At 63.0% G+C, this 19430-nt stretch carries 16 protein-coding genes; 11 read left to right on the top strand and 5 right to left on the bottom strand.

The features are described 5' to 3' along the window. Positions 1-34: 34 nt before the first annotated feature. Positions 35-1453 carry an MmgE/PrpD family protein gene (locus tag JN279_RS33925; protein WP_244734275.1) on the bottom strand — a complete coding sequence of 473 codons (1419 nt, stop codon included), beginning with the start codon at positions 1451-1453 and terminating at the stop codon, positions 35-37. A gap of 167 nt (positions 1454-1620) precedes the next feature. Between JN279_RS33925 and JN279_RS33920 the strand changes: the two genes are divergently transcribed. The 4 genes from JN279_RS33920 to JN279_RS33905 all read left to right on the top strand — a co-directional run bounded on the left by JN279_RS33920 (position 1621) and on the right by JN279_RS33905 (position 7922). After that, the gene (locus JN279_RS33920; RefSeq protein ID WP_095198109.1) at positions 1621-2508 is read left to right on the top strand and encodes a LysR substrate-binding domain-containing protein; all 888 of its coding nucleotides are present in this window, start codon (positions 1621-1623) and stop codon (positions 2506-2508) included. A 194-nt stretch (positions 2509-2702) separates the two neighbouring features. Next, the gene (locus tag JN279_RS33915) at positions 2703-4358 is read left to right on the top strand and encodes an ABC transporter substrate-binding protein (RefSeq protein WP_202351381.1); all 1656 of its coding nucleotides are present in this window, start codon (positions 2703-2705) and stop codon (positions 4356-4358) included. Between the two features lie 125 nt (positions 4359-4483). Beyond that, entirely contained in the window at positions 4484-6904 is a 2421-nt protein-coding gene (locus tag JN279_RS33910) for a GcvT family protein (RefSeq protein WP_202351380.1), read from the top strand. Positions 6905-7019: 115 nt separating this feature from the next. Next, entirely contained in the window at positions 7020-7922 is a 903-nt protein-coding gene (locus tag JN279_RS33905; RefSeq protein ID WP_202351379.1) for an SMP-30/gluconolactonase/LRE family protein, read from the top strand. A 90-nt stretch (positions 7923-8012) separates the two neighbouring features. Here the strand turns inward: JN279_RS33905 and JN279_RS33900 are convergent, their stop codons facing one another. The 4 genes from JN279_RS33900 to JN279_RS33885 all read right to left on the bottom strand — a co-directional run bounded on the left by JN279_RS33900 (position 8013) and on the right by JN279_RS33885 (position 12803). Next, the gene (locus JN279_RS33900; RefSeq protein WP_096454318.1) at positions 8013-8918 is read right to left on the bottom strand and encodes an allantoinase PuuE; all 906 of its coding nucleotides are present in this window, start codon (positions 8916-8918) and stop codon (positions 8013-8015) included. A gap of 47 nt (positions 8919-8965) precedes the next feature. After that, positions 8966-10033 carry a pyridoxal phosphate-dependent aminotransferase gene (locus JN279_RS33895; protein ID WP_244734274.1) on the bottom strand — a complete coding sequence of 356 codons (1068 nt, stop codon included), beginning with the start codon at positions 10031-10033 and terminating at the stop codon, positions 8966-8968. A gap of 197 nt (positions 10034-10230) precedes the next feature. Continuing rightward, on the bottom strand, positions 10231-11811 hold the full coding sequence (locus JN279_RS33890; RefSeq protein ID WP_096454320.1) for a GMC family oxidoreductase: 1581 nt from the start codon (positions 11809-11811) through the stop codon (positions 10231-10233). A gap of 131 nt (positions 11812-11942) precedes the next feature. After that, positions 11943-12803: a GntR family transcriptional regulator gene (locus tag JN279_RS33885; RefSeq protein WP_244734272.1), complete on the bottom strand. Its 861-nt coding sequence runs from the start codon at positions 12801-12803 to the stop codon at positions 11943-11945. Here JN279_RS33885 and JN279_RS33880 point away from each other — a divergent pair. The 7 genes from JN279_RS33880 (at position 12796) to fhmpcd1 (ending at position 19430) form a co-directional block, all read left to right on the top strand. Beyond that, entirely contained in the window at positions 12796-13632 is an 837-nt protein-coding gene (locus JN279_RS33880; protein WP_096454322.1) for an alpha/beta fold hydrolase, read from the top strand. The genes JN279_RS33885 and JN279_RS33880 overlap by 8 nt on opposite strands. A gap of 44 nt (positions 13633-13676) precedes the next feature. After that, positions 13677-14816 carry an FAD-dependent oxidoreductase gene (locus JN279_RS33875; RefSeq protein WP_096454324.1) on the top strand — a complete coding sequence of 380 codons (1140 nt, stop codon included), beginning with the start codon at positions 13677-13679 and terminating at the stop codon, positions 14814-14816. Between the two features lie 70 nt (positions 14817-14886). Then, the gene (locus JN279_RS33870; protein ID WP_096454326.1) at positions 14887-15477 is read left to right on the top strand and encodes an amino acid synthesis family protein; all 591 of its coding nucleotides are present in this window, start codon (positions 14887-14889) and stop codon (positions 15475-15477) included. A gap of 29 nt (positions 15478-15506) precedes the next feature. Further along, positions 15507-15965: a YbhB/YbcL family Raf kinase inhibitor-like protein gene (locus JN279_RS33865; RefSeq protein WP_096458675.1), complete on the top strand. Its 459-nt coding sequence runs from the start codon at positions 15507-15509 to the stop codon at positions 15963-15965. Between the two features lie 67 nt (positions 15966-16032). Then, positions 16033-16755 carry a class II aldolase/adducin family protein gene (locus JN279_RS33860; protein WP_202351378.1) on the top strand — a complete coding sequence of 241 codons (723 nt, stop codon included), beginning with the start codon at positions 16033-16035 and terminating at the stop codon, positions 16753-16755. 117 nt (positions 16756-16872) lie between these two features. Continuing rightward, positions 16873-18504 carry a GMC family oxidoreductase gene (locus JN279_RS33855; RefSeq protein WP_202353862.1) on the top strand — a complete coding sequence of 544 codons (1632 nt, stop codon included), beginning with the start codon at positions 16873-16875 and terminating at the stop codon, positions 18502-18504. Further along, on the top strand, positions 18501-19430 hold the full coding sequence (fhmpcd1, locus tag JN279_RS33850; protein ID WP_202351377.1) for a 5-formyl-3-hydroxy-2-methylpyridine 4-carboxylate 5-dehydrogenase: 930 nt from the start codon (positions 18501-18503) through the stop codon (positions 19428-19430). Before JN279_RS33855 ends, fhmpcd1 begins: the two co-directional genes overlap by 4 nt.

The raw sequence follows: 19430 nt of genomic DNA, 5'->3' as shown, positions 1-19430 counted from the left end.
TTCGGGTGTGATCACCGCTGCCGCCGTCCGGCCGCTACCACGCCGGTCGTTGCAGCATCCTGGTGATCACCGGAGGATCGTAGAGCAAGGCCGAGAGGTCGGAGAAGAGGCTGTCGCGGTCGCTGAGCGACAGCACCGCGTCGCGGATCGCCTCGGCGCGGCCTTGTCCGAGCACCGGCGCGGCGAATTCCATGTACTTGGCCTCGATCTCAGCTTGCGTCAGCGGTGCCTCCGGTCCGCCGCGCGCATGCACATCGCCCGAAGCGAGGATCCGCCCATCAGTGGTCGTGATCAGCACGTCGGCCCAGCGGCCCGCCGGAAAGCGGGCACTGTGGCGTTCCGATTCCACGACCGTGATGCGGCTCAGCATATCCGCCACGGCAGCATCCTCCAGCCCGCTGCCAGAAATGTGCTCCAGTCCGATGCGGCCATGGACGATAAAGGTCGCGACGGCGAAGCGCAGGCTGTACTGCGCCTTCGAGGTCGTGTCCGGCATGCCGTCGAACAGCGTTGCGGCGTAATGAAAGCTGTTCACCTCGACGTGGCTGATGTCGGCGGGTGCGAGATGATGTGCATGGCAGAGCCCGCGCGTCGCGTCGATCGCCGCATGCGCCCAGCGGCAGATCGGGTATGGCTTCACATACTGGTGCAGCACCTGCCAGAAGGCGCCGAGATCTTGCCAATGTGGCGCGACCTCGGGCTCTTCGATCGTGATTGCCGGCGCGCCGGTAAAGCCGCGTTCTGCGAGCACGGCCGCCGACAGGCCGATCAGCGCGCCGATGCCCGAGCCGTCATGCAGCATTGTCGGGTTCGCGATCTCGCGCATCATCTGGCTGCGTGGGCCGTGATATTCGGCAATGCCGAGCGCCTGGCGCAGCTGATCGTCGCTGAGCCGTCGCAACCTTGCCGCCACCGCAACCACGCCCAGCGCGTTCCATGCGCCCGAAGTATGGTAGTCCGACACGGTTGCGTGCAGCGCAATGCCCGCCCGGCCGGCAATTTCGTAGCCGACGACCAGGGCTGCCAGTGCCTCCGGCCCGCCAAGGTCGGGGCGTGCCTCGGCAAGCGCTGCCAGCGCCGGCACGACGGCGACGCCGATATGGCCCTTGGTCGGGCTGTATCCGTCATGGCCGTCGAGATTGTCGATCTGTGTCGCGGCCGCATAGGCGGCTCCCGCGATGCTGGCACGGCGGCCATCGAAAAGCATGCGTGCCGAATGCCGCGGGTCGGTAGAGGCATAGAGAAGCGTGGCGGTGTCGCGGGCGATCCGGCCCGCTTCCATCGGACCGGCGGCAATGGCAATGCCGATTGTGTCGAGCAGGAGATAGCGTGCCTGCTCGAGGACGGAGGCGGGGAATGCGGCCGCCGGCCGCCGTAACACGAAATCGGCCAGGCGAACGGCAACGCTGGTACTTGCGTCAGGCCCTTCACGCCGATGCGACGGCACAGCCACTTGCATCACTCCCCTTTGCGTCACGACATCATTAATTTGGGTTCATCGTGCTTTCACGCAATTAGTTCAGCGGCATTGGCCAAAAAAATTCACGTCTTGCGATCAGGCACGATTGAACGCCGGCCGGTCTGTGCGATAGCTATCCCTGCATCTTGCAGGAGAGAGCGATGAAGCCGCCACCCCCGTTGAACTATATCAGGTCTTTTGAGAGTTCGGCCCGGCATCTCTCCTTCACCGCCGCCGCCAACGAACTCGGATACACGCAGGCCGCGGTCAGCACGCATGTGCGCGCGCTCGAACATTACATCGGACGGCAATTGTTCATCCGCTATCCACGCAGCCTCAAGCTGACCGAAATGGGCGAGGCCTTCCTGCCGACCTTGCGCCAGGCCCTCGATCAGATCGACCAGGCGACGGAGGCGATCGTCACCTCTTCGCGCAACCGCACCGTGGTCGTCTCCTGCCCGATGAGCCTGGCGGAGAACTGGCTGGCGGGGTGCATGGCCGCGTTCCGCAAGAAGCATCCCGAGATCGAGATCGTGCTGCACGGCACGATCTGGGAGGATATCAGCGAGCAGATCGCCGACATCACGATTTCGACGCGGCGTTTCGACGATCGCCCGCCCGCGGGCATCCCGCTTTGGAACGACGAGTTGTTGTTGCTCTGCGCTCCGGCGCTGCTGGATGGCGAACACGCGCTGAAGACGCCGCGCGATATCCTCAAGGTGGATTGGATCTTCGTGCACGGCCGTCAGGAATACTGGCAGGTCGTCACGACGGCGCTTGGCCTCGACATGGACGAGCACGACAAGGGGCTGTCGACGAACGCCTCCAACATCGCGCTCGAACTCGCTGCCATGGGGGCCGGACTGGTCGCTACCCAGCGGTCGCTTGCCCACGCCTATCTGCGTCGCGGGCTGCTCGTCGAACCCTTTCCGGTTCGGCCGCCAAGCCCCTGGAATTACTACCTCACCGAGAGCCAGCTCTCCAAAGGCAACATCGCGCGCATCGTGCGCGAATGGATCCTTTCACGGGCGCGCGAAGACGGCGCCTGACAGCCATCCGCTAGCCGGCGGCAGGCCAGCGCTCAAAAAATTGACACGCCAATGGCATCGTTTTTTTAGGTCTTGAGGGTCGGTTTTTGGCGGTTCTTCAGGGTTCGAGCCCTTCCGGGATTTTTGCATCGCCCCTAACATGGATATCGCAAGGGGAATGTAACGGGCGGAAAGCCCTGAACCGGAGAACAACGATGACAATGTTCAAGAGCAACGGTGATCGCGTCCCGGCGGTCATCGAAAGCTACGCAGCCGAAGTCAAAAGCGGCAGGATGGATCGCCGCGAATTCCTGGCCATGGCAAGCGCGATGGGCGCTTCCACGGCATTCGCCTATTCGATGGCCGGCATCGCCCCGGCCAAGGCCGCGGCGATCGTGCCCGGCAAGAAGGGCGGCATCCTCAAGATGCAGATGATCATCAAGGACATGAAGGATCCGCGCTCCTGGGATTGGTCCGAGATCGCCAACGTCATGCGCCAGTGCAACGACTACATGATCCGCTACACCACCGACTTCACCTTCGAGGGCCATCTCATCGAGAGCTGGGAAGTCAGCGACGACGCCACCGAGTACACGCTGCATCTGCGCAAGGGCGTCAAGTGGTCGAACGGCGACGACTTCAACGCCGACGACATCGTCCATAACATCGAGCGCTGGTGCGACAAGGCGGCCGAGGGCAATTCGATGGCCGGGCGCATGAGCTCTCTGATCGATCCCGCCACCAAGAAGGCCGCTGCCGGCGCCATTACCAAGGTCGACGACCACACGGTGAAGCTGAAATGCCATCAGTCCGACGTCACCATCATTCCGGGCTTTTCCGATTATCCGGCGGTCATCGTCCATCGCGACTTCGACAAGAACGGCGCCGACATGCTCAAGACGCCCGGCACCGGTCCCTATGAGCTGATCTCGTACAAGGTCGGCGAGTCGGCCTCGGTGCGGCGGCGCAAGGACTTCACCTGGTTCGGCGGCGAGCCCTATCTCGACGGCGTCGACTGGACCGACTACGGATCGGACGCCTCCAACCCCGCCATCGGCAGCGCCTTCGAGGCTGGTGAGATCGACTGCAACTACCAGACGGTGGGCGGCACGGTCGATCTCTATGACGGCATGGGCCTGGTCAAGGAGCAGGTCGTCACCGCCGGCACCATCGTGCTGCGCACCAATGTGACCAACAAGCCGTATGACGACAAACGCGTGCGCAATGCCATCCAGCTCGCGGTCGACAATGAGACGGTGCTGAAGCTCGGCTACAGCGGCTTGGGCCAAGTCGCCGAGAACCACCATGTCTGTCCGATCCATCCGGAATATTTCGCCCTGCCGAAAGTTCCGCGCGACATTGCCAAGGCCAAGGCGCTGATGACCGAGGCCGGCCAGATGGATCATGAATTCGAACTGATCTCCTACGATGCGGACTATGTGAAGGACCCGGCCGACGTCGTCGCCGCGCAGATGCGCGAGGCCGGCTTCAAGGTCAAGCGCACCATCATTCCGGGCTCGTCGTTCTGGAACGACTGGACGAAATATCCGTGGTCGACCACCGACTGGGGTATGCGGCCGCTCGGCGTCCAGGTGCTGGCGATCGCCTATCGCAGCGGTGAGGCCTGGAACGAGTCGGGCTACGCCAATCCGGAATTCGACAAGAAGCTCAACGCGGCGCTCGCCGTGGCGGACGTCGACAAACGTAAGGAACTGATGAAGGACGTCGAACTCATCCTGCAGGACTCCGGCATCCTCATCCAGGCATTCTGGCGTTCGCTCTACCGGCACCACGCAACCTATGTGAAGAACCTCGGCATGCATCAGACATTCGAACTGCAGCTGGACAAGGTCTGGCTCGACAAGGCCTAGGCCGGCCGGTCACAGCAAATATCTCAGGGGCGCATGTTGCGCCCCTGAAGTCGCCGGGCGACTGCGATTGACCCATCAGCTAAATCAAACGCCAAGATAAAAGTCGCCGAACAAAGGGAAGAAACATGCGTACCCATGCACAAGCCGTCGTCATCGGCGGGGGTCTGATCGGTTGCTCGATCCTCTATCACCTTGCCAAGTTCGGCTGGACGGATGTCGTTCTCCTGGAGCGCAGCGAACTGACCTCCGGCTCGACCTGGCACGCGGCGGCCAACATTCACGGTCTGCATGATTCCACCAACATCAGCCGCCTCCAGCACTACACCATGGCGCTCTACAAGGAGCTGGAGGCCGAGACCGGCCAGGGCTGCGGCATCTTCCAGCCGGGCTCGCTCTATCTCGCCCAGACCGAGGCGCGCGAGCATCAGCTGAGGCTGCAGGAAGCCAAGGCGCGGCGCTACAAGATGAATTTCTACGAGGTCGCGCGTGACGAGGCGGAGCGGCTGCACCCGCTGGTCGATTTCGACGGCATACGCTGCATCATGTATGAGCCGGAAGGCGGCAATGTCGATCCGTCCGGCGTCACCGCCGCCTACGCCGCCGGCGCGCGCCAGCGCGGCGCCGAGATCCATCGCTTCACGCCGGTCACCGCCACCGAGGCGCAACCCGACGGCAGCTGGATCGTGCGCACGCCGAAGGGCGACATCCACACGCAATGGGTGGTCAACGCCGCCGGCCTGTGGGGCAGGGAGGTCGCCGCGATGGCTGGCCTGCAACTGCCGCTGATCCCCACCGAGCACCAGTATTTCGTCACCGACACCATTCCGGAAATCGCCGCCATGGGCCGCCGCCTGCCCTCGGTCGCCGATCGCGACGGCGAGTACTATCTTCGCCAGGAAGGCCTCGGGCTGCTCATCGGTGCCTACGAGCGCAAGATGAAATTCTGGGCCGAGGACGGCACACCGCTGGATTTCGGCCACGAACTGTTTCCCGACGATCTCGACCGTATCGAGGAGAACATGCTGCGCGCGATTGCGCGCGTCCCGGCCGTCGGCACCGCCGGCGTCAAAAAGGTGATCAACGGACCGATGATCTGGTCGCCGGACAGCGCGGTGCTGTTCGGACCGGTGCCCGAACTCAGCAACTATTTCTGCTGCAACGGCATCATCCCCGGTTTCTCGCAGTCGGGCGGGATGGGCAAGCTGGCGGCCGAGTGGATGATCGAGGGCGAGCCTTCGCTCGACATGTTTGCTTGGGACATGGCGCGCTTCGGCCACTGGGCCGGCAAGGCCTTCACCAAGGCCCGCGTCCAGGATCAGTACAGCCATCGCTTCAAGATCCATTTCCCCAATGAGGAGCGCGCCGCCGGGCGGCCGGTGCGGACAAGGCCTGCCTATGAAACGCAGAAGCAGATCGGCGCCGTCTTCGGCCTCAATTTCGGCTGGGAGCACCCGTTGTGGTTCGCCGCCGAGGGCGAGCCGAGCGAGGAGACGATCGGCTTCACGCGCCAGAACTGGTGGGGACCGGTGGGCCGCGAGGCGCGTATGCTGCGCGAACGCGCCGGCATCATCGACATCTCCAATTTCGCCAAATACGAGGTCAAGGGTCCCGGCTCCGAGGCCTGGCTCAATGCGCTGTTCGCCAACCGCATGCCGACAAGGATCGGCCGCTCCTGCCTCACGCCGCTGATCGGCAAGCGCGGCGGCATTGCCGGCGACTTCACCGTGACCAGGCTCGCCGACGACGAATTCATGGTCGTCGGTTCCGGCATGGCCGAGCGCTTCCACCAAAGGTTCTTCAAGGCCGTCCCGTTGCCCGAGGGCACGACCTTCCGCTCGCGCACCGAGGACCTCTGCGGCTTCAACGTGGCCGGACCCAGTTCGCGCGACTTGCTGCAGCGCCTGACCAATGAAGATCTGTCGAACGAGGCATTCCCCTTCATGCAGTCGCGCCGGATCACCGTCGCCGGCATCGATGTGGTGGCGCTCAGGGTATCCTTCACCGGCGACCTTGGCTGGGAACTGCATTGCAAGGTCGCCGACCAGGTCGAGCTCTACGACGCGCTGCTCAAGGCCGGCAACGAAGTTGGCGCCGGACCAGTCGGGTCGCGCGCGCTGATGTCGCTGCGGGTCGAAAAGGGCTATGGCAGCTGGAGCCGCGAATACTCGCCCGAATATTGGCCGCAGGAGGTCAAGTTCGACGGCCTTGTCAAAATGGATAAGGGCGCGTTCCTCAACCGCGAGGCCTATGCCGCCATCGCCGGCAAGCCGGCGCGCGACGAACTCATCATGCTGTCGATCGACGCCAGGGATGCCGACGCGACCGGCGGCGAGCCGATCTTCCTCGCCGACGGCACGCCGATCGGCCAGGTCTCTTCAGGCGCCTACGGCTATTTCGTCGAGCAGTCGCTGGCGCTCGGCTATGTCAAGGCGGGCTCCGCCAGGGCCGGCGACAAGGTCTCCGTCGCCATACTGGGAAGGCCGCATGAGGCGATCCTGCTGCCGCATCCGCCCTTCGATCCTGAGGGCAAGCGGCTGCGCTCATAGAGGTTCGGCCATCCGTTCGCCCAGTGAACCAACTGACGAAAACCGTAGCCGGCCGGAGACGCCGGCGAAGCTGAACGAGGAAGATTTTGACCGTCTGAAAACAAAGGGGAATCGCATGATCAAACGGCATCTGCTGGGCACCCTGTTTGCCCTGATCCTCACATCCTCCGCGCATGCGGGAGACGTCAAGGTTATCAATCAAGACGCGTGGTTCGCCGAAGGTCCGATCTGGTATCAAGACAAGCTGTTCTACGTCGAATATGGCCGCGGTACCGTGGACGTATGGGACGGCAAGAAGAACGCGATCTTCTGGAAGATGGACGGTTGTGGCCCATCGGCGGTGTTACCAACGACCACTGGCGAGTTCCTTGTCACCTGCTACGACAGCAACTCGATCGGCCGCATCTCCGCTGACGGCAAGACACTGCCGGCCTATGACAAGGACACGGACGGCAATCCGTTCAGCGGGCCGAACGACTTCGCGCCCGACAAGGATGGCGGCATCTATTTCACCGGCTCCGGCAAGGGCGGACCGCTGATCGACGCCTCGGCCTACTACATCGGCAAGGACGGCAGCGTGAAGAAGGTTGCCGGCGACCTGCACAATGCCAATGGCCTCGTCATGTCGAACGACGGAAAAATCCTGTACCTGGTCGAGACCGAGGATAACAGGATCATCGAGTTCGACGTCCAGCCCGACCATAGCCTGAGCAACCGCCGCGTCTTCCTGCGCCTTGACGACTTGTTCCCGAACCAGCCGCATATCTGGCCTGACGGCATCAAGATGGACAAGGCCGGCGAGATGTATATCGGCCAGAGCCCGCGCTCGCTCGACGCGCCAGGCAAGATTGTCGTCGTAGACAAGGATGCGAAGCTGCTGCGCACGCTTTCGGTGCCATCGCCATCCATGCCGAATTTCGCCTTCGGACCCGAAGAGAAAGAGCTCTACGTGATGGCGCTAGACCAGATCGATGCGGCACCCTGGCACGGCAAGGTCTACGAGGTTCCGAACAAGTAGGGTGTTGCCGGCGGCCAGGGCAATTCCAGGAAAAGTGCGAAGCGGTTTTCCGTCCGGAATTGCGTCAAAACAATGCCGCCGGGTGCATTGTCAGCCGCCGAACCGATCCAGCCAATGTTGGGCAAGGTCGGAGCGGCGGCAGATCCAGATGTCCGGATTGGCCTTGATCTTGTCGAGGAAGCGGGCGAGCCCGATCATACGGCCCGGCCGGGCCGCCAGCCGGCAGTGCAGCGACACGGTCATCATGCGCGGTGTGTGCCCGCCTTCGGCCAGCAGCCAGTCCACGCCATCGCTGACATATTCGAAGAACTGGCTGCCGGTCTCCAGACCGGAGCCGCGCGAAAAGCGGCTGTCATTGTTGTCGAAACTGTGCGGGACGACCAGGTGCCGCTTGCCATCGACGTCGACAAAATAGGGCAGGTCGTCATTGTAGTCGTCGCAATCGAACAGGAAGCCGCCATGCTCCGCCACCAGCCGCCGGGTGTTGAGACTGGGCCGGCCCGTGTACCAGCCGAGCGGGCGAATGCCGGTCAGGCGCTGGACGGTGTCCACGGTCATCGCAATGTGATTGCGTTCTTCGGCCTCGCTCAGCGGCGCGTAGTCGATCCACCGCCAGCCATGGCAGACGATGTCGCTGCCGAGTGCGGCGATCGCCTTGCCGGCCGCCGGATTGAGTTCCAGCGCCCTGCCGACGACATAGAAAGTCGGAACGATGCCCTTTTCGCCAAACAGCGAAGCGAGCCGCCAGACGCCGACGCGCGAACCGTATTCGTAGAGCGATTCCATGTTGCGGTTGCGCAGGCCGGGCACTGCCGGGGACACCGCAAGGTCCGACAGGATCGCCTCGGAGACGCCGTCGCCCTCGCCGATGCTGTATTCTGCGCCTTCCTCGTAGTTGACGACGATGTTGAGTGCCAGTTTGGCGCCGCCGGGCCACTCAGCGGCCGGAGGCTTGGCGCCATAGCCGATAAGGTCACGGACAGGCAGATACGGCATCTCTCAATCTCCCCAGGATTCAGTCGTAAGACATGCGGTCGCCAAAACTATCCGCCGCGCATGTCGATCAGTATGTGCAGTGCTCGATCCATTATCTCTTGCGGGCCGACCGTCGCGCGCAAGCAGTCCGTGAGGCCGTAGCCGCCCAGGCTGCGCACGATGATATCGGCGCCGCGTAAAGTTCTCTCGGCGGCTTCTGCGGCGGCTGCACTGGAGAAGCGGATCAGTACGAAATTCGTCCGGCTTTCGGGAACATGGTAGCCGGCAGACCGCAGATCATGCGCATACCGATCGCGGATCACGGCCGTGCGGGCCACTGTTTCGCGCATATAGGCCTGGTCCTGCACGGCCGCGACGGCCATTGCCAGGCTCGGTGTCGTGACCTGGTTCGAATTCTGCATCTTGCGCATTTCAGCCGCGACCGAAGGCGCGAACAGTCCCCAGCCGACGCGCGCGCCGGCCAGGCCATAGGCTTTGGAGAGGGTGCGCAACACCACCGTATCGCCACGCGCGGCGAGCGCAAAAATCGGTCCTGGGTCTTGGTCGTCGAATTCGCCATAGGCCTGATCGATTACGAGGAGCACGTCCGGCCGCAACGCCGCGCGCAGCCGCAGCAGTTCGCTGTTGCGGATACGGGTGCCGGTCGGATTACCCGGATTGCAGACGAAGACGATACGCGTTGCTGGCGTGACGGCAGCCAGGATGTTGTCGATCGAAACGGTGAGATCGCGCTCTTCTGCCTTGACGTAGACTGCACCAACACGCGCGGCGGCGGACGCGGCGAAATTATAGGCAAAGGCGGTGCCCAGCACCTCATCGCCTGGCCCGGCAAACGCCGCGACGGTGCAACTGATCAGGTCCATCGAACCGGCGCCGCACAAGACCAGGCTGCGCTCGACCCCGTAGGCTTGTGCGAGCGCTTCGCGCAGCGCTGTCCAGTCCGGATCGGGATAGAGATGGCTGCGGGCAATCGCGTCCCGGCCGGCGGCAATCGCCCTGGGGCTGGGTGGAAAGGCGCTTTCGTTCTGGGCAAGGGTCGGCCGGTCATAGCCGCCGAAATTCGCAAGCGCGAAGGCAGACATGGCCTCGATATGGGTGGCTGCTTTCAGCGGCACGGCGCATCCATGAGGATGTAGATCATCTCGCGGACCACCTTCTGTCGGACCGGCTCATGAGCAAGCTACAATCCGCCAGCGTGTTCACAAGCAAAAACTAACCGCGCAATGGCTCCGAAATTCTGGCCCTTGTTGGGGTCGTCCGCACGAGAACGAAGAAGAGATGGCATTGTCGGGCCGGACGCGAGCCCTTCGGGTCAGGATTGTAGGATTTCCCGGTGCCGTCGAGCGAAGGTCTCGGCGATCGCGAGGACCGCGGCGTGAATCGGTCCCGCGGTGAGGCTGGGCATGATCGACGCGTCCACGACAAAGAGATTGTCGAGCGCCTTCAGCCGTAGATCTGCATCGACGACGGCGTCCGGGTCCTTGCCCATCCTGCATGTGCCGCAGGGATGATGGTGCGTGATGACCGATCGCGCGATGAAGTCGTCGATCTCGGCCGCACTGTTCAGCGCGCCTGGCAGCAGTTCGCGCTCTCGCCAGCCGGCGAGTTCATCTCCATGCCCGATTGTCCGTGCCGCCTCGAGTGCCTTGCGAAACAGCGCGCGGTCGCGGCCGGTTTGCAGATATGCCGGGTCGATGATCAGGGGATCGCCGAGCTCACGCCCACTTATGCGCACGCTGCCGCGGCTCGTCGGATGGGTGATGCCGAACAACAGCGAGTAGGCCGTGCCGGCGGCAGGTGCCTGGAAGCATTCGGACACGATCGGCGCGATGCCGCAACCAACGACTATTTCAGGCTGGCCGGTAGCGGCGAAGTCGTCGGCGCGCATATAGGCCATCGACTCTGAATGTTGGAGGCGTGACGGCGGCACCGGCTTGCGGGCGGCATAAAGGTTGCCGGCACCAAGCAGATGGTCCTGAAGGTTTCGACCGATTTCAGGCATATCGATCAGGCAGCCAACGTCCGCGGCATCGAGCACATCACGCGGACCGATCCCCGAACGCATCAGCAAAGCCGGACTTTCCAGCGCTCCGGCGCAAAGCACGATTTGATCCGCAAAGATTTCGACCGGACCCTGTTGCCCTGCGACCTCGAGGCTGCGGACCTGATTGCGTTCCAAATTGAGCCGCCGCACTCGGGATCCCGTAAGGATGGTCAGGTTTTCGCGGCCTCGAACTGCCCCGGTGAGCCAGGCGTCCGCCGCTGTGACCCGCCGCCCATCGCGAATGTTCAAGGAGTTCGGGGTGACACCGATCATCGCTCCGCTGTTATGGCCCTCGAGGCGAGGCAGACCCAATGATGCGCCTGCCTCGATGAAGGCACAAGCAAGCGGACTGACTTCGTCAGCCGGCAGATGGATCGGCAATGGTCCGCCCTTGCCGTGAATGCCGTCGCCGCCAAGCGGGTGGTCTTCGATAGCCTGGAAAACCGGCAGCAGTTCATCCCAACCCCAGCGGCGATCCCCGGTCGCGTCGACCCAGGCCTGGAAATCCGAGGGATGACCGCGCATGTAGCCCATCGCGTGCAGGCAACTCGAGCCGCCGATCAACCGCCCGCGCGCCCAATGATGGACCCGGCCCGCGGTGCCGGCCTGCGGCTGCGTGCGATAGTCCCAATCGTAGCTGCGGCCCTGAAGCGCCGGCCACGCGGCGGGGTTCCAGATGTCGGGGTCCGTCGCCTCTTCGCCCGCCTCGATCAGCAGAACTCGACTGTCCGGATCTTCACTCAGTCGCGCGGCAAGCAACGTCCCGGCCGAACCGCCGCCGACGATGACGATATCGCAATTCGGTCTACGCTCGACATCGGCCCTGGTCATCATCACTCCATCTGCCATTTGCCGGCTTCGATGGCCGGCATGTCTGACACCGACATGAAGAAGGCCGCGCACTGATCTACGTTCGGCCGATCCGAAAACGTCATGAAGGACGTCGAGTCTTCAGATGGAACGACAGTCCATCGAAGAGCTCAAATCCCGTGGTCCATGGATATCTTCGCCGCCGCTTTCGCCCTCAGGACGTGCTGTTTCGAGGCTTTGCGGGCGGCCTTCTCGTCGCCGGCGGCGATGGATTCGAAGATCTCCCTCATCTCCGCCAGGCTGCTTTGTGCTCTGCCCTCCAGGGACATCGATCGTCCTCGGAAGAAGCTGATCCTGGCCACAAGACCGCGATGGACTTCCTCCAGGATCGGGTTGCCGCAATTCGCGAGTATGATGGAATAGAAGTCCGCGGCGGTCATCACCTGCGCCAGGCTGTCATTGCTCGATGCCGCCTCTTCGAATGCGGAAAGAGATTTCTCGAGTTCACGCAACTGTTCCGGCGAAATCCTTAGCGCGCATCGTCCCGCCGCCTCGACTTCCAACAGCTCTCGAACCTCGTAGATGGCGGTTGCCACCTCCCATGAAAGCGCCGGTATCGACGGCCCGCGGTTGGGCACGATCTCGATCAGGCGCTCGGCCTCAAGACTGCGCAAAGCCTCCCTCAGCGAGGGGCGGCTGATGCCGAGTTGTGTGCACAGTTGACTTTCGATGAGGCGGCTTCCCGGCTGAAACAATCCGGAGAAGATCGCCAGCCGTAACTTGTCGACGGTCTCCCGTTGCACGGTCCGTGGCGAAATTCGCAAATTCAAATCTGGGGGCATCGATAACGTCTCATGGGCTTTTGAGTCGCAAGCTGAAGCAGCATACGCCACGCCGTTGAAATTTGACAGCAGGATGGCCTGATTGTCAAATCTGAAGATTGCAAGAATGTCAGACAATCTGCTTGACGCGCTTCGGGCTGTATGATCCTTTTGCAGGAGACGAGCAGCGGAGGCGAGGATCATGGACATGGCGGCAGAGGTAGCTTCCGACCACTTCATCTCGCGACGGGTCGACATTGGCCGCATCACCTTGAACGTGCGCCAGAGGGGCAGCGGCCCGTTGATGCTGTTCTTCCATGGCATCACTTCCAACTCCGCCGTCTTCGAGCCGTTGATGGCCCGGCTCTCGGATCGGTTTACGACGATTGCGGTTGACCAGAGGGGGCATGGCCTCAGCGACAAGCCGGAAACCGGCTACGAGGCGAATGACTACGCGGAAGACATCGCCGGCCTGATACGCACGCTCGATCGCGGCCCTCCCGTCCTCGTCGGACATTCGCTTGGTGCCAGGAATTCCGTCACCGCCGCGGCGAAATACCCGGATCTGGTGCGGTCGGTCATAGCAATCGACTTTACGCCGTACATCGAGACCGAAGCGTTGGACGCGCTGGAAGCGCGGGTGAACGCGGGGAGCCAGCTTTTCGAGGATGTCGGGGCTGTCGAAGCATATCTCGCCGGCCGCTATCCGAACATTCCCGCTCCCGCCATCAGGATCAGGGCCGAAAGTGGCTATCAGCCGGTCGACGGCGGATTGCGTCCGTTGGCCTCGCCCGCGGCGATGGCGCAGACCGCCAAGGGCCTGCGAGCGGACCTGGTGCCGGCCTACCGCGACGTGACGAAGCCTGTCCTCATCGTTCGCGGCGAGACGAGCAAATTGGTTTCGGCGGCGGCGCTGTCCAAGACAAGCCAGCTGCGGCCCGATCTGCCTGTCGTCGTCGTCCCGGGCGCCGACCACTACGTCAACGAGGTCTCTCCCGAGATCACGCTGAAAGCCATCACCAACTTCATAGACGCCTGACGGCCAAGCGCGCCGTCTTCTTGTACGCAGCATCAGGATAGAAAATGGCCAATGTAAACAAAACTCCGGGCAAAACGCGTCGCGCCGAAGTCGCCGGCGGCGGCTTTGCCGGCCTGACCGCCGCCATCGCTCTCAAGCAGATCGGTTGGGACGTCAGGCTGCACGAAAAGAGCTCGGAGCTGCGGGCGTTCGGCGCTGGCATCTATCTCTGGCACAATGGCCTTCGCGTGCTCGAAGGACTGGGCGCCCTGGACGATGTTCTCCAGGGTTCGCACACGCCTCCGACCTACGAGACCTGGATGCACAACAAGTCGGTCTCCAAGGAGACTTTCAACGGTCTGCCCTGGCGCATCATGACGCGCAGCCACCTGCACGATGCCCTGGTCAACCGCGCTCGTGCGCTTGGTGTCGACATAAGCGTCAATTCCGAGACGGTCGCCGCCGATCCGGAAGGTCGCCTGACGCTTCAGACCGGCGAGGTTCTCGAAGCCGATCTGATCGTCGGCGCCGATGGCGTCGGCTCCAAGGTCAGGGATTCCATCGGCTTCAAAAAGGATCGATGGGTTTCGAAAGATGGTCTCATCCGGCTGATTGTCCCGCGCATGAAGAAAGAGCTCGGTCATGGCGAGTGGGACAACACCATCGACATGTGGAACTTCTGGCCACGTGTTCAGCGCATTCTCTATTCGCCCTGCAATGAGAATGAACTCTATCTGGGCTTGATGGCTCCGGCCGCCGATCCTCGCGGATCCGCCGTTCCGATCGATCTCGAAGTCTGGGTCGAGATGTTTCCTTTCCTTGAGCCGTGCCTGGTCGAGGCGGCCAAGCTGAAAACCGCCCGATACGACAAGTACGAAACGACCAAGCTGGATAGCTGGACAAGAGGCAAGGTCGCCCTTGTGGGTGATGCCGCGCATGCCATGTGCCCGGCTCTTGCCCAGGGTGCCGGTTGCGCGATGGTCAACGCCTTCAGCCTGTCGCAGGACCTGGAGGAGGGCGCTTCAGTCGAGGATGCGCTCGTCGCGTGGGAGAAGCGCATCCGCCCGATCACGGATCGCTGCCAGGCCCTGTCCGGCGACTATGCGGCGAACCGCTCGCTCTCGAAGGGAAACATGTTCACACCGGCGGCACTGGAAGCTGCCCGCTACGACCCTCTGCGCCGTGTCTTCTCGTGGCCGCAATAAACGTCGGGCAAGCCGGCCAGCGAATTAATCGGTGCGCGCGGAAACAGCGCGCACCCTTCAGGAGATAAAGATGAATTATTCCAGTGAAGTCGAACGAGATTATGAGGTCAGGGGATGGTACTCCTCGGTCCAGGAAAGCCGGCATGACGGCGGCACACCGGGCGAGACCCTCGTCAAAGTCGCGACCGGCGTTGTCATACGCAATCCCTTTGCCGGAAAGTTCGTCGCCGAACTGTCTGATCTGACCAATCCGAGTGCCGCGATCGGTCATGCGCTTGGCGAGCGCGCCGTGGCGCTGCTCGGCAACAGGCCGGTCGAAAGCTATGGCAAGGGCGGTATCGCGGGTACATCAGGCGAACAGGAGCATGTCGTCGCCTGCATCACCACGGTCTTCGGAGATCCGCTGCGCCAGCAGGTGGGCGGTGGCAAGGCGTGGATCTCGTCGGTCAGCAAGGTCGCTGTCGCCGGCACGACCATCGATATCCCGCTTGCCCACAAGGACGAGCTCTACATCCGTTCCCACTACGACGCCGTCACCTTTTCCGTGCCGGATGCGCCGCGCCCGGACGAACTTCTGATCTGCGTCGCCGTCGCATCAGGTCCGCGCGTGCATCAGCGCGTCGGCGGCAAATCCGTCGCCGACCTCAAGGCCGGCGTCTAGTTCGATCGAAATTGCTGAAGGACGAATTCATGCCCCTGAACATCAAGGACCTCAAGATCACGTCGGCGGATTTCAAGCCGCTCGGGAAACTGCGTGACGAGCATGCCGGCGACAAGGGCAACGTATTGCCCAGGCTTACCGTCAGCGGCGTCCCGGCAGGGACGAAGGAACTGGCGGTCATCTGCCACGATCCGGACGCGCCGCTCGCCAACGGTTTCACGCATTGGGTGGTCTACGGCATCGATCCATCGACCACCGACCTTTCGGACGCGCAGGAGAAGTTCCGCGTCGGCCCCAACGGCGCCGGTGGCAAGCAATATTACGGCCCTCAGCCGCCCGCGGGCCATGGTGAGCATCACTACTACTTCTGGGTCTATGCTCTGGACACCAAGGTCGAAGGCACGCCCACCCGGGAGGAGTTCCTGCAGAAATATGCCGGCAACATCATCGAGCAGAACCGGATCGTCGGCATCTACGAAAACAAGTGAGATCCGTGGTTCTGGCGACCGATAACAACAAGAATGGTCGCCATCGCCGCAATGGGAGAATTTGGAAATGAAAGACAACAACCCCGCGCACCAGAAGGTCTTCGAGGAACTCGTCACGGCAACGAAGATACTTCTGAACGAAGACATCCTGGATACGTTCGGGCACATCAGTGCCCGTGACCCCGAGGATCCCGAGAGCTTCTTCCTGGCGCAGAAGCTGGCTCCAAGCCTGATAACGGTTGGGGATATCCAGCGTTTCAACCTCGACGGCGAGACCTCGGACAACCGGCCATCCTATCTGGAGCGCTATATCCACAGCGAGATCTACAAGGCACGGCCCGACGTCCAGTGCGTGCTCCACAGCCATTCGCCGGCTGTCCTGCCCTATTGCTTCACCGACCAGCCGCTGCGGCCCGTGACCCATATGGGGGCTTTCCTCGGCGACGCCGTCCCGGTCTACGAGATACGCGACAAGCAGGGAGACGATACCGATCTCTTTGGCGGCAGCCGGAGCGTCTGTGCGGACATCGCTGAAAGCCTCGGGACCTATCCCGTCGTGCTCATGGCACGCCACGGCGTCGTCAATGTCGGCAGTTCCGTCCGGCAGGTGGTGTTCCGGGCCTTCTATCTTGAGCAGGAGGCGGCAGCGCATACCGCCGGCCTGCGGATCGGCACGATCAAGTATCTGTCGCCGGGCGAAATCAAGGCCGCAGGAAATCTCGTCGGCGCCCAGATCGACCGTGGATGGGATCACTGGTCGCAGCGCCTCAGGGAAGCAGGCTTGGCCTAGGGGCCGGCGGCGTTTGAACATACCGGGAAAGACCTTGGTCCTGGCCCAGGTTTTCCAGACTCGATCGCAATGGGTTCCCTGACGCCACGGCGTCGGACGAAGGCAATGAAACGCACCATGCCGCATGCTGAAAGCTACGATTACATCATTGTTGGGGCCGGATCGGCCGGTTGCGTGCTCGCCAACCGGCTGAGCGCCGACCCGGGATGTTCGGTGCTGTTGCTGGAGGCCGGCGGCTGGGACAGCGATCCGATGATCCACATTCCGCTTGGATGGGGCAAAATCCTGACCGAGCGTCGGCATGACTGGATGTATTTCTGCGAGCCGGAAGACAATGTCGGAGGACGCCGGGTCGAGTGCGCGCGCGGAAAGGTCATTGGCGGATCCTCGTCGACCAACGCCATGGCCTATGTGCGGGGCAATCGCGGCGATTACGATCGTTGGGCAGCTTCTGGGCTCAGGGACTGGTCGTACGACAAGGTGCTGCCGTATTTCCGCAAGCAGGAAAGCTGGGAAGGCGGCGGGAACCAGTATCGTGGCGGCAACGGCCCGGTCAGCACCCAGTTCTGCCGCTACAAGGACACGCTGATCGACGCATTTGCGAAAGCCAGCGTGGACGCCGGCTATGCGCAGACGAACGACTACAATGGCGAGCGGCAGGAAGGGTTCGGCCGCCTCCAGATGACGATTTCGAAGGGCCGGCGCGCCTCGACCGCCTCTGCCTATCTGCGGCCGGTGCTGAAGCGGCCCAATCTGACCGTCCTGACGGAAGCGAGCGCGACGAAGATCGTGCTGGAGGGTGCGCGCGCCACCGGCGTCACCATAAACCATCGCGGCGGCGAACGCACGGTTCTCGCCCGCAGGGAAGTGCTGCTTTCCGGCGGTGTGATCAACACGCCGCAACTCATGATGCTGTCGGGCATCGGGGCGCAGGACGAGCTTGCCGCGCACGGGATCCAGACGCGGGTCGACCTGCCGGCGGTCGGCAAGAACCTGCAGGATCACGTCTCGGTCATCCTCATGTACCGGCGCCGGGCTCCGGGCGGCCCTTTCCTGCGCAACATGCGTGCCGACCGGATCGGGCTCGATTTCGTCAAGACCTATCTCACGGGACGCGGTTTTTCCAGCGATGTGCCTGGTGGTGTCGTCGCCTTCCTGAAGAGCGGTCCGGCGCGGCCATTGCCGGATGTGCAACTGCTCTTTACGGCGGCGCCGCTCGCCGCATGGCCATACTTCAAGCCGTTCAAGGCGCCGTTTGCGGACGGCTTCGCAACGCGCATCGTGGCGACACAGCCTGAAAGCCGGGGAGCGGTGAAACTGGCGTCGGCCGATCCTTCCGCGGCGCCTCTGATCCACCAGAATTTCCTCGCCTCGCCGAAGGATTGGGAATCGCTGCGGGCCGGCTTCCGGGTGGCGCGCGATCTTGCCGCGCAGCCCTCCATGCAGCCCTTCATCGAGGCGGAATTCTTTCCCGGTCCGAAGTGCCAGAGCGACGACGAGATCGACGAGCATATCCGCAAGACCTCCATCACAGTGCATCATCCGGCCGGGACCTGCCGGATGGGCGCCGATGATGCCTCGGTCGTCGACCCGGAATTGCGGGTTCGTGGCGTCGACGGCCTCAGAGTGGTGGACGCTTCCGTCATGCCCGACCTGGTCTGCGGAAACATCAATGCGGCGGTGATCATGATCGCCGAGAAAGCCGCCGACCTCATCGCCAGCTCAAAACAAAGCGGGACAATGCAATGATCCGACGTATCGCCATCATCGGTATGGGTACGATGGGGCCGGGCATGGCCGCCCGGCTCGCCAGAGGCGGCTTGCAGGTCGTCGCCTACGATGTTGCCCCGGCAGCGATCGAGCGTGCGCGATCCATGTTGGGCGTGGCCGAGACTGTTTTGGACGCCCTGGGCATCGCGCCGCCGTCGACCGGCGCTGGAGCGGTCCGCTTCACCGATGATATCGGCGATGCGGTATCGGGGGCCGACCTCGTCATCGAGAACGTCCCTGAAAACATTTCGGTCAAGGCCGATGTCTATCGCGCGATCGACGGCCTGATCGCCTCGGGCACGATCGTCGCCTCCGACACGTCGGGTATCCCGATCACCAAGTTGCAGGCGCATATCTCGCATCCCGAGCGGATGGTGGGCATGCACTGGTCGAACCCGCCGCACATCATCCCGATGATCGAGGTGATCGCCGGCGAGAACACCGCGCCGCAAACCGTGGCTGTCATCCGCGACCTGATCCGCTCGATCGGTTTGCTGCCGGTGGTGGTGAAGAAGGACGTTCCGGGCTTCGTCGAGAACCGCGTGCTCTATGCGTTGCTGCGCGAGGCGGTCGACCTTGTCGAGCGCGGCGTCATCGACCCGGAAGATCTCGACACCTGCGTATCCTGGGGCATCGGCTACAAGATCGCCGTGATCGGGCCGATGGCGCTGCTCGATATGGCGGGGCTAGATATCTACAAATCCGTCTCCTCCTTCCTCAACGCGGATCTCTCCAATCGCGACGATGTCGCGCCCATGGTGCTGGAGAAGACCAACGCGTCGAAGTTCGGCATCAAGTCGGGCGAGGGCATGTTCTCCTATACGCCCGAGCAGACCAAGGCGCTGCAAGGCGAGCGGGCGCGCAAGCTCGTCGCGGTGCGGCGCATCCTGGAGGGCCGGGAGTAG

It is taken from the genome of Mesorhizobium sp. 113-1-2, from assembly GCF_016756475.1.
In the GTDB taxonomy this organism is placed as follows: Bacteria; Pseudomonadota; Alphaproteobacteria; order Rhizobiales; family Rhizobiaceae; genus Mesorhizobium; species Mesorhizobium loti_C.
The sequence above is the reverse complement of the archived record's forward strand: the minus strand, read 5'-3'. Positions and strand labels throughout refer to the sequence as shown.